Source organism: Pseudomonas sp. KB_12 (assembly GCF_052114545.1).
GTDB lineage: Bacteria > Pseudomonadota > Gammaproteobacteria > Pseudomonadales > Pseudomonadaceae > Aquipseudomonas > Aquipseudomonas brassicacearum.
The window spans coordinates 1-11,212 of record NZ_JBFREY010000066.1; the positions used below are offsets into that span (position 1 = coordinate 1).

2 protein-coding genes are annotated in these 11,212 nt (G+C 64.1%); both read left to right on the top strand.

Annotation, left to right across the window (positions count from 1 at the left end; translation table 11 throughout):
• Positions 1 to 1,368 (top strand): AMP-binding protein (locus tag AB4Z20_RS27660; RefSeq protein ID WP_442091156.1); only part of this gene is annotated, 1,368 nt, incomplete at its 5' end.
• A partial coding sequence (locus AB4Z20_RS27665) for an amino acid adenylation domain-containing protein (RefSeq protein WP_442091158.1) occupies positions 1,368 to 11,212 on the top strand: 9,845 nt, incomplete at its 3' end. The genes AB4Z20_RS27660 and AB4Z20_RS27665, both read left to right, overlap by 1 nt.

Below are 11,212 nucleotides of genomic sequence, written 5' to 3' on the forward strand. Positions count from 1 at the left end.
TCGGTCTACAGCCGCGACGACATCCAGGGGGTATTGGCCTCCACGTCGGTGTGTTTCGATCTGTCGGTGTGGGAGCTGTTCGTGACCCTGGCCAACGGCGGCTCGCTGATCATCGCCCGCAATGCCCTGGAATTGCCGCAACTGCCGGCTCGCGATCAGGTGCGCCTGATCAACACCGTGCCCTCGGCGATTGCCGCGTTGCAGCGCAGCGACGAGATCCCGGCCAGCGTGCGCATCATCAACCTGGCCGGTGAGCCACTGAAACAAAGCCTGGTCGACAGTCTGTACGCAGATGCCAACTGTGGGAGCGAGCTTGCTCGCGATAGCGGTGGATCAGACGCCCATGGGCCAACTGACAGGACGCCATCGCGAGCAAGCTCGCTCCCACAAGGGATAGCGCATGTCTACGACCTCTACGGCCCATCCGAGGACACCACCTATTCCACCTGGACCCGTCGCACCCCCGGCGGCACGGCGAACATCGGCCGGCCCCTCAAACACACCGCCAGCTACCTGCTCGACGCCGACCTGCAACCAGTCCCCCAAGGCGTTTCGGCAGAGCTGTACCTGAGCGGCGCGGGCATCACCCGTGGCTACCTTGGCCGCGCGGCGATGACCGCCGAAAAATACCTGCCCAACCCGTTCTCCACGGCCGGCGAACGCCTGTACCGCACCGGTGACCTGAGCCGTTACCGCGTCGATGGCGTGCTCGAATACCAGGGCCGCATCGACCATCAAGTGAAGATCCGTGGCTTCCGTATCGAGCTGGGGGAAATCGAAGCGCGGCTGTTGCAACAACTCCAGGTGCGTGACGTGGCGGTCCTGGCCCAGGACGCCCCGGGCGGTCAGCAACTGGTGGCCTACGTGGTCGCTGCGGCGCTGAACCTGGATGCCAGCGAAGCCCAACGTGCACTGCGCGAGCAACTCAAGGCCGGGCTCAAGGAACACCTGCCCGACTACATGATCCCCGCGCACCTGCTGTTCCTCGATCAACTGCCCCTGACCCCCAACGGCAAGCTCGACCGCAAGGCGCTGCCGGACGTGGACACCGGCCTTTTACAAGTTGGTTATGTCGCGCCGGTCAGTGACCTGGAACAGCAGGTCGCGGCGATCTGGGCCGAAGTGCTCACGTTGAATCGCGTGGGCTTGAACGATCACTTCTTCGAGCTGGGCGGCCATTCGCTGCTGGCGGTCAATGCCGTCTCGCGCATGGCGCTCGAACTGGGGCTGACGCTGACCCCGCAACTGATTTTCCAGCACCCCGTCCTGGGGGATTTTGTCGCGCAACTCGACACCGGGGATGGGCCAATCAATGAACAGAAACTGAACAAGCTGGAAGCCCTGCTTGATGAAATGGAGGAAGTCTGATGGACAAGAGTGTTGCTTTGAGGATCGCCAAGCGCTTTATCACTCTGCCGCTGGACAAACGTAAGCTGTACCTGGAGAAGATGCTCGAAGAGGGCGTCTCGCCGGCCAACCTGCCGATTCCCGAGGTACGCTGCGGGTTCGAAAACATCGCGCTGTCCTACGCCCAGGAACGTCAGTGGTTCCTCTGGCAGATGGACCCTCACAGCTCGGCTTATCACATTCCCAGTGCCTTGCGCCTCAAAGGGCCGCTGGACGTGCCGGCCCTGGAGCGCAGCTTCAACGCACTGGTCGAGCGCCACGAAAGCTTGCGCACCACCTTCATCGAGCGCGGTGAGCAAGCTGTGCAGGTCATCCACCCGCAGATGCCATTGTGTGTTGCGGTCCAGGCGCTGCCCGCCGGTTCACCGGCCAGCCAGGACGACAGCATCAAGGCTTTCGTCGAGCGCGAAATCGCCCGCCCGTTCGATTTGCGCCAAGGGCCGTTGTTGCGGGTTTCGCTGTTGAAAATCGCCGAGGACGATCATGTGCTGGTGCTGATCCAGCACCACATCGTTGCCGATGGCTGGTCGATGCAGGTGCTGGTGGATGAGCTGGTCCGCCACTACGCCGCCGATACGGCCGGCGAGTCACTGGTGTTGCCGGAATTGACCGTGCAATACGCCGACTACGCGATCTGGCAGCGTCACTGGCTCGAGGCCGGTGAGCGCGAGCGCCAGTTGGCCTATTGGGTCCAGACCCTGGGCGGCGAACAGCCGGTGCTGGAGTTGCCGTTCGACCATCCGCGCCCGCCCGTGCAAAGCTTTCGCGGTGCGCGGCTGGACCTCAACCTGCCGCCGCAACTGGGGGCAGCGCTCAAGCAGTTGGCCCAGCGCCAAGGGGCCAGCCTGTTCATGGTGTTGCTGGCCTCGTTCCAAGCCTTGTTGCACCGCTACAGCGGCCAGCCGCAGATCCGCGTCGGGGTGCCGGTGGCCAACCGCAACCGGGTCGAGACCGAGGGCCTGATCGGCTTTTTCGTCAACACCCAGGTGCTCAACGCCCATGTCGATGGACAGTTGCCGTTCGAGCGCTTGCTCGATCAGGTCAAGCAATCGGCGATGGCGGCCCAAGCTCATCAGGACTTGCCGTTCGAGCAGTTGATCCAAGCCCTGCAACCGGAGCGCAGCCTGAGCCACAGCCCGATCTTCCAGGTCATGTTCAACCATCAGACCTCGGGTGATGCCCAGGCCCGGCAGATGCACTTGCCGCAGCTGGGCATCGAGGACCTGGTATGGGAAGGGCGCACGGCCCAGTTCGATTTGACCCTGGGCACTTATGAAACCGAGCAGGGCGTCGCCGCGGAACTGACCTATGCCACCGACCTGTTCGAGGCGCAGACCATCGAACGCCTTGCCCGCCACTGGCAGAACCTGCTGCAAGGCATCGTCGATGCGCCGCAGCAACGCATCGGCGAGTTGCCGTTGCTCGACACCGACCAGCAGCGTCTGACACAGCACGACTGGCGCCGCATGGTTGAGCATGGCCCCGCGGCGTGTGTGCACCAGCGCATCGCCGAACAGGCCCGCATGACCCCGGACGCACTGGCGCTGACCATCGATGGACAGGCCCTGACCTACGGGCAACTGGACGCGCGCGCCAACCAGCTCGCCCACCGTTTGCTGGCCTTGGGCGTGATGCCGGACCAGCGCGTGGGCATCGCCGTGGAGCGCAGCGTCGAGATGATTGTCGGCCTGCTGGCGATCCTCAAGGCCGGCGGCGCCTACGTGCCACTCGACCCGGCGTACCCCGAGGATCGCCTGGCCTACATGATTCAGGACAGCGGCATCGAGCTGCTGCTGACCCAGGCCCGTTTGCAGGCGCGCTTGCCGATCCCGGCGACCCTGCGGACCCTGCGGACCCTGCTGCTGGACCGGCCGGACGCTGCATTGCAAGCAGCCCCGCAAACCTGCCCGGCCGTGTCGCTGACTGGCGAACACCTGGCCTACGTGATCTACACCTCAGGTTCCACCGGCAGGCCCAAGGGCGTGATGGTGCGCCATGGCGCGCTGAGCAATTTCGTCACCAGCATGATCGCCCAACCGGGCCTCACGGCCAGCGATCGCATGCTGTCGCTGACGACGTTTTCCTTCGATATTTTTGGCTTGGAGATCTACGGGCCGTTGTCGGCTGGAGCCAGCATCGTGCTGACCGGCCAGAACGTCCACCAGGATCCGCAAGCGGTGCTGGCGCTGATCGAACGGTACGATGTGACGGTGCTGCAAGCCACCCCTTCGAGCTGGCGCATGTTGCTCGATCATGAACAATCTGCGCTGCTGGCCGGTCGCACCTTCCTGTGCGGTGGCGAGGCATTGCCCCTGGAGTTGGCGCAACGGCTGCTGGCGCTTTCGCCGAAGGTCTGGAACCTCTACGGCCCGACCGAAACCACGATCTGGTCGGCGCTGCATCCGTTGAGCCCTGAAAACAGCCGTCCGTTCCTTGGCAAACCCCTGGACAACACCGCGCTGTACGTGGTCGGCAGCGACCTGACGCTCAACCCGCCCGGCGCGCCGGGGGAACTGCTGATCGGTGGTGACGGCCTGGCTCGCGGTTACTTCCAACGCCCGGCCCTGACCGCCGAACGTTTTGTGCCGGACCCGTTCTCCGCCACCGGCGAACGGCTGTACCGCACGGGCGATCTGACCCGCTATCGGGCCGAAGGCGTGGTCGAGTACATCGGCCGCATCGACCATCAGGTCAAAATCCGCGGCTTGCGCATCGAACTGGGGGAAATCGAAGCCGCACTGTTGGCCCAGGAGAACGTGCGTGAAACCGTGGTGGTGGCCCATGAAGGCCCGACCGGCGCGCAACTGGTGGCTTACGTGGTGCCCGCGAACGGTGAAGTAGCGGACGAGTCTTCGTTACGCGCTTCGCTCAAAGCCGCGCTCAAGGCGCAATTGCCCGAGTACATGGTCCCGGCGCACCTGGTGTTCCTGGCGCAACTGCCGTTGACGCCCAACGGCAAGGTCGATCGCAAGGCGTTGCCAGCCCCTGACGCCACAGATCTGCAACAGGCTTACGTGGAGCCCCGCAGTCAGTGTGAGCAGCAGGTGGCGGCGATTTGGCAGGAGGTGCTCAAGCTCGAGCGGGTAGGGCTGGAGGACAACTTCTTCGAATTGGGCGGGCATTCGCTGTTGGTCACCCAAGTGGTCTCGCGGGTCCGGCGCACGCTGGGTATCGAGGTGCCGCTGCGCAACCTGTTCGAGCACAGCACGTTGCGCGATTTTGTCAGTGCCTTCGAGCAGGGCCACGGTGAACAAGCGTTGGCGATGGTGCCGGTGCCCCGCGACAAGCCACTGCCGCTGTCGTTTGCCCAGGAGCGCCAATGGTTCCTGTGGAAAATGGACCCCGACAGCGCCGCCTACAACATTCCCACAGCGCTGCGGCTGCGTGGCGTGCTGGACAAAATGGCCCTGCGTCGCAGCTTTGAAGCACTGGTGGCGCGTCACGAAAGCCTGCGCACCCTGTTCGTGGAGGACGATGGGGTGACCTGCCAGGTGATCCGTGCGCAAGGGCAGGTCGATTTCGTCGAACAGCGTCTGGCCGGCGATGACGAGGCCAGTATCCAGGCCTTCATCGAGCAGCAGACGCAAGCCCCGTTCGACCTCTTGAACGATGCCCTATTGCGCGTGGCGTTGCTGGCGTTGGGTGAGCAGGAGCACATTTTGGTGCTGACCCTGCATCACATCGTGTCTGACGGCTGGTCGTTGCAGGTGATGGTCGACGACCTGATGAGCCTGTATTCGGCCTTCGCCCAGGGGCAGCCCGCGCAGTTGCCAGCGTTGGCGGTGCAATACGCCGACTATGCCGTCTGGCAGCGCCAATGGATGGCTGCCGGTGAACGGGATCGCCAACTGGGCTACTGGACCGAGCAACTGGGCGGTGAGCAGCCGCTGCTGGAACTGCCCTCCGACCATCCGCGCCCGGCGCAGCAGAGCATGCGTGGCGCGCGTTTGCCGATTGTGCTGGATCGCGCGTTGAGCGATGCCCTCAAAGCGCTGGCTCGACGGGAAAACGTCACGCTGTTTGTGCTGCTGCTCGGCTCTTTCCAAGCGTTGTTGCACCGCTACAGCGGTCAGGCCGACATCCGGGTCGGGGTGCCGATTGCCAACCGCCAGCGCCTGGAAACCGAGCGCTTGATCGGGTTTTTCGTCAATACCCAGGTGCTGCGGACCGAATTCCACAGCGATCTGACCGGCGCCGGATTGCTGCAACAGCTCAAACAGACGGCCATGGCCGCGCAGATGCATCAGGACCTGCCGTTCGAGCAATTGGTCGATGCCTTGCAGCCGCAGCGTAATCTGAGCCACAGCCCGCTGTTCCAGGCCATGTTCAACCATCGTAACGAAACCGCTTCGGCCTTTGAAGACGCATTGCCGGGCCTGGCGGTCGAACCCCTTGGCTGGGAGCAGCGCACCGCACAATTCGACCTGAGCCTGGAAACCACCGATAGTCCGCAAGGCCTGCACGCCGCGCTGATCTACGCGACCGACCTGTTCGAGCCGGCCACCCTCGAGCGCATGGGCCAGCATTGGCTCAACCTGTTGCAAGGCATGGTGCAGGACCTGCACCGGCCCATTGCGCAGTGGACGTTACTGGACGATGACGAACGTCGACAGATGCTCGTCGACTGGAATGCGACGGCGGTTTCATACCCGCTTGAGCGCAGTGTCCAGGGGCTGATCGAAGAGCAGGTGCGCAGGACCCCGGATGCTCCGGCCCTGGTGTTCGGTGAGCAACGCCTGAGCTACGGCGAGCTCAACGCCCGGGCCAATCGCTTGGCGCACACATTGATCGAGCATGGCGTGGGCCCGGATGTGCTGGTGGGCATCGCCGTGGAACGTTCGGTGGAAATGGTCCTGGGGCTGTTGGCGATTCTCAAGGCTGGCGGTGCCTATGTGCCGCTGGACCCTGAATACCCACGGGATCGCCTGGCCTATATGTTCGAAGACAGCGGCATCGGTTTGCTGTTGACCCAGCAGCATCTGTTGGAGCAGTTGCCGATCCCGGACGGGTTGCGCAGCCTGGTGCTGGACCTGCCTGGCGACGGGGTGTACGCAGCTCGCGAGACGAATCCGGACGTCGAGGTTCACGGCGAAAACCTGGCGTATGTGATCTACACCTCCGGTTCCACCGGCAAGCCCAAGGGCGCGGGCAATCGGCACTCGGCCCTGGTCAATCGGTTGTGCTGGATGCAGCAGGCCTATGGGCTTGATGCCACGGACAGCGTGCTGCAAAAAACGCCGTTCAGTTTCGACGTGTCGGTATGGGAATTCTTCTGGCCATTGTTGACCGGCGCGACGCTGGTGGTGGCCGCGCCGGGCGCTCATCGCGACCCGACGCAGTTGATTGAGCTGATCACCGCGCGGCGCATCACCACGTTGCACTTCGTGCCGTCGATGTTGCAGGCGTTTGTGCAAGACCCACACGTGGTCCAATGCTCCAGCCTGAAGCGGATCGTGTGCAGCGGCGAAGCCCTGCCGGTGGATGCGCAGCAGCAGGTGTTCGCCAAACTGCCAAGTGCCGGCCTGTACAACCTCTACGGCCCGACCGAGGCCGCCATCGACGTCACCCACCGGACCTGTGTCGAGGAGGGGCGCGACAGCGTGCCGATCGGCCAGCCGATTGCCAACCTGGGCACCTACATTCTGGATGATGAATTAGCGCCGGTACCGATGGGGGTGATTGGAGAGTTGTACCTTGCGGGCGAGGGCTTGGCCCGTGGTTACCATCGACGTGCAGCGCTGACGGCCGAGCGGTTCGTGACCGGCCCCTTCGGTCACGGTCAGCGGCTGTATCGCACCGGTGACCTGGCGCGCTACCGCACCGATGGCGTGATCGAATACGCCGGGCGCATGGACCATCAGGTGAAAATTCGTGGCTTGCGCATTGAGCTGGGGGAAATCGAAGCGCGCCTGGCCGAGCACGCCGAGGTGCGCGAAACCGTCGTCATCGCCCAGGACGGCACCTTGCTGGTGGCCTACCTGGTGCCAGCCCGCGCAGAACTGCTGAGCGCCGAAGACACCGTCCGCCAGGCGCTGCAAGGTCGCCTCAAGGACCATTTGAGCCAGTCCCTGCCCGGCTACATGGTGCCGCAGCACTGGGTGTGGCTGGAAAAAATGCCCGTCAGCCCCAACGGCAAACTGGAGCGCAAGGCGCTGCCAAAAGCCGATATCAGTGCCAGCCCCAAGGCTTACATCGCACCGATCACCGCCCTCGAACAGACCCTGGCCGCGATCTGGCAAAGCGTGCTCGGGCGCGAGCAAGTGGGGGTGGGTGACAACTTCTTCGAGCTGGGGGGCGATTCGATTATCTCGATCCAGATGGTCAGCCGGGCGCGGCAGGCCGGGATTCATTTCAGTCCCAAGGATCTGTTCGTCCACCAGACCATCCAGGGCCTTGCCAGTGTGGCGACCCAGGGGGACAGCGGCCCGGGCATCGACCAGGGCCCGGTGATGGGCGACGCGGTGTTGCTGCCGTTCCAGCAACTGTTTTTCGAACAGGACATGGCCGAGCCGCATCACTGGAACCAATCGGTGCTGCTCAAGGGGCTGCGGCCAGTGGACGCCGCTCATCTGGAGCAGGCGTTGCAGGCGTTGGTTGCCCACCACGATGCCTTGCGCCTGGCCTTCACCCGTGAGAACGACGCCTGGACCGCTCGCCATCAAAGCCTCGCCGAGCAGCAGGCGCTTTGGCAACGCTCACCGCTGTTGTGGACCGCCGAGGTGGCAGATGCTGCGGCGCTTGAACGGTTGGCCGAACAGGCCCAGCGCAGTCTCGAACTGCAGAGCGGTGCGCTGTTGCGCGGGGTCTTGGCGAGCCTGGCCGATGGCAGCCAGCGGCTGTTGCTGGTGATCCATCACCTGGTGGTGGACGGGGTGTCCTGGCGCATTCTGCTGGAAGACCTGCAACAGGCTTATCAACAACTGCAGGCCGGCCAGGCCCTGAAACTGCCCGCCAAGACCAGTGCCACCCAGGCTTGGGCGCAACGGTTGCAGGGGCATGCCGGCAGTGCGGCTTTACAGGCCCAAATGGCCTATTGGCAAGGGCAACTGCAGGGCGCTCGCGCCGATTTGCCTTGCGATCGGCCCGAGGGCGAACTGCGCAGGTGCCATGGGGCGCAGGTTCAGACGCGGCTGGATAAAAACCAGACCCGACAGCTCTTGCAGCAAGCGCCGGCAGCCTACCGCACCCAGGTCAACGATCTGTTGTTGACGGCCCTGGCCCGGGTGATTGGCCGCTGGACCGGCGACGCCTCGACCTTGATTCAGCTGGAGGGGCACGGCCGTGAGGCGCTGTTCGATGACCTGGACCTGAGTCGTAGCGTCGGCTGGTTCACCAGCCTGTTCCCGGTGCGCTTGACGCCGGCCGCGACCGCCGGGGATTCGCTCAAGGCCATCAAGGAGCAATTGCGGGCGATACCCGACAAGGGGCTCGGATTCGGTGTGCTGCGCTATCTGGGGGATGAGCAGACCCGTCGTACCCTCCAGGCGTTGCCGCTGCCACGCATCACCTTCAACTACCTGGGCCAGTTCGACAGCGGATTCGCCGATGATGCCGACGGCTTGTTTATCCCGGCCATTGAGTCGGCGGGCGCACCACAGAGCCCGCTGGCACCGCTGGATAACTGGTTGACCCTCAATGGCAGTGTCTACGCCGGCGAACTGAGCATCGACTGGACGTTCAGCACGCAGATGTTCGACGAATCGACGATCCAGACGCTGGCCCTGGACTACGGCCGAGAGTTGCAGGCCCTGATCGAACACTGCTGCCAGGCACCGCACCAAGGCTTCACGCCGTCGGACTTCCCGCTGGCCGGGTTGACCCAGGCTGAGCTGGACGCGTTGCCACTGGCGCCCCGGCAAGTCGAAGATATTTATCCGTTGTCGCCCATGCAGCAAGGCATGCTGTTCCATACGTTGTACGAGCAACAGGCCGGCAGCTACATCAATCAGTTGCGGGTGGATGTCGAAGGGTTGGACGTCGAGCGCTTCCGCCAGGCCTGGCAGGCGGCCCTGGACGCCCATGAAGTGCTGCGCAGCAGTTTCGTCTGGGAAGGTGAATTCAAGCGTGCACTGCAGGTCGTGCACAAACAGCTGGACGTTGCCTTCCTGTGCCATGACTGGCGCGCCAGTGCGCAGCTGTCCCAGGACCTCGACACCCTTGCCCTGGCGCAGCGCCAACAGGGTTTCGAGCTGGAGGCGGCGCCCTTGCTGCGCCTGGTGGTGACACGCGTGGCAGAGGACCGCTACCACTTGATCTACACCTGTCATCACATCCTGATGGACGGCTGGAGCAACTCGCAATTACTCGGCGAAGTGCTGCAACGCTACAGCGGCCAACCCGTCGCCGCATCGGGCAGCCGCTACCGGGACTACATCGCCTGGTTGCAACGCCAGGATGCGGCGGCCAGCGAAGCGTTCTGGACGCCTGCGCTGCAACGCTTGGAGGCCCCGACCCGACTGGCCGACGTCATGGCGAAGCCGGCGCAGGCCAGCGCCGGTTATGGCGACCATATGCAGGTCCTGGACGAAGCGCTGACCCGGCGCCTGGAAGCCTTCGCCCGCACCTCGAAAGTCACCGTCAACACCTTGGTGCAGGCCGCGTGGCTGCTGCTGTTGCAGCGCTACACCGGCAAAGACACCGTGGCCTTCGGCGCGACGGTGGCCGGTCGCCCGGCGGATTTGCCCGGCATCGAGCAGCAGATCGGCCTGTTCATCAACACCTTGCCGGTGATCGCCAGCCCACGGGCCGAGCAATCGTTGGACAGCTGGCTGCAAACGGTGCAGGCGCAAAACCTGGCGTTGCGCGAGTTCGAGCACACCGCGTTGCTGGACATCCAGCGCTGGGCCGGGCAGGGCGGTGAAACACTGTTCGACAGCCTGTTGGTGTTCGAAAACTATCCGATTGCCCAGGCCCTGGAGCAGGGCGCGCCGGACGGTTTGCGCTTTGGTCCGCCGCTCACCCAGGAACAGACCAGCTACCCGTTGACGCTGTTGGTGGGATTGGATCGGCAACTGTCGGTGCACATGAGCTACCAGCGGGCCAGTTTTGCGCCCGCCACCGTGGCGCGACTGGCAGCCCATCTGGCTCAGTTGCTGGGCCAGATGACCGCCCATGGCGAGCGTTGCCTGGGTGAACTGTCGATGCTGGAGTTCGATGAGCATCAGCGCCTGACCCATGACTGGAACCCGGTTGACGCCCCGTTCGAGCAAGCGTTGTGCATTCACCAGATGATTGCTCGTCAGGCCCAAGCCTCGCCGGATGCTCTGGCGGTGACCTTCGCCAACACGCGCCTGAGCTACAGCGAACTCGACGGTCGCGCCAATCGCCTGGCCCATAAACTCATCGAGTTGGGGGTGGGCCCGGAAGTGCGAGTGGGCGTGGCAATGCCACGCTCCGAGCACCTGTTGATCGCCTTGCTGGCAGTGCTCAAGGCCGGTGGCGCCTACGTGCCGCTGGACCCGGATTACCCGGCCGAGCGGGTGGCCTACATGCTCGACGACAGCCGTGCCCGGGTGTTGCTGACCGAAGACGCGGTGGCGGCGACGCTGAGCGTGCCGGCTGAAACCGAAGTACTGATGCTCGATCAGCTCGATTTGACGCAATACCCACTGAGTGCACCGCACAGCAACGTCACGCCAGACAACCTCGCCTACGTGATCTACACCTCCGGTTCCACCGGTAAGCCCAAGGGCGTGGCGATTGCCCATCGCAACGTGCTGGCGCTGATCGACTGGTCCAAATCGGTCTACAGCCGCGACGACATCCAGGGGGTATTGGCCTCCACGTCGGTGTGTTTCGATCTGTC